Source organism: Oscillibacter sp. UBA6647 (assembly GCA_002455655.1).
In the GTDB taxonomy this organism is placed as follows: Bacteria; Bacillota; Clostridia; order Oscillospirales; family Oscillospiraceae; genus Oscillibacter.
Genome location: DKLF01000134.1, coordinates 1 through 390, shown reverse-complemented (window position 1 = coordinate 390; position 390 = coordinate 1). Strand labels below are relative to the sequence as shown.

Genomic DNA, 390 nt, shown 5'->3' with positions numbered 1-390 from the left:
GACCGTCCGCGGGCATCGCGGTGGTTACGGCGCTGTGCTCCGCCCTCACCGGGCGGAAGGTCCGGGCAGGCATCGCCATGACCGGGGAAATCACTCTGCGGGGCAGGGTGCTGGCCATCGGCGGACTGAAGGAGAAGACCATGGCGGCGCTGCGCAGCGGCGTGAAAACGGTGCTGATTCCGGCGGACAACGTGCGGGATTTGGAGCAGATTGACCAGACCGTCCGTGCCGCGCTGGAGTTTATCCCTGTGGGCAATGTGGATGAGGTGCTGAGCCGGGCGCTGTGCCCCGCCCCCATCAAAAGCAGGGCGGAAAAGACAACGGAACCGGAGCAGACCGTGGTGGCGGCCTTCGCCCCTGCCCGGGAATCCGGCGGAGACGCATTGCGGC

The 390-nt window shown here is 67.4% G+C and carries 1 protein-coding gene; it reads left to right on the top strand.

The window, feature by feature from the left end; genetic code table 11:
* A partial coding sequence (locus tag B2W96_RS09805) for a S16 family serine protease (protein ID WP_293010122.1) occupies positions 1-390 on the top strand: 390 nt, incomplete at both ends.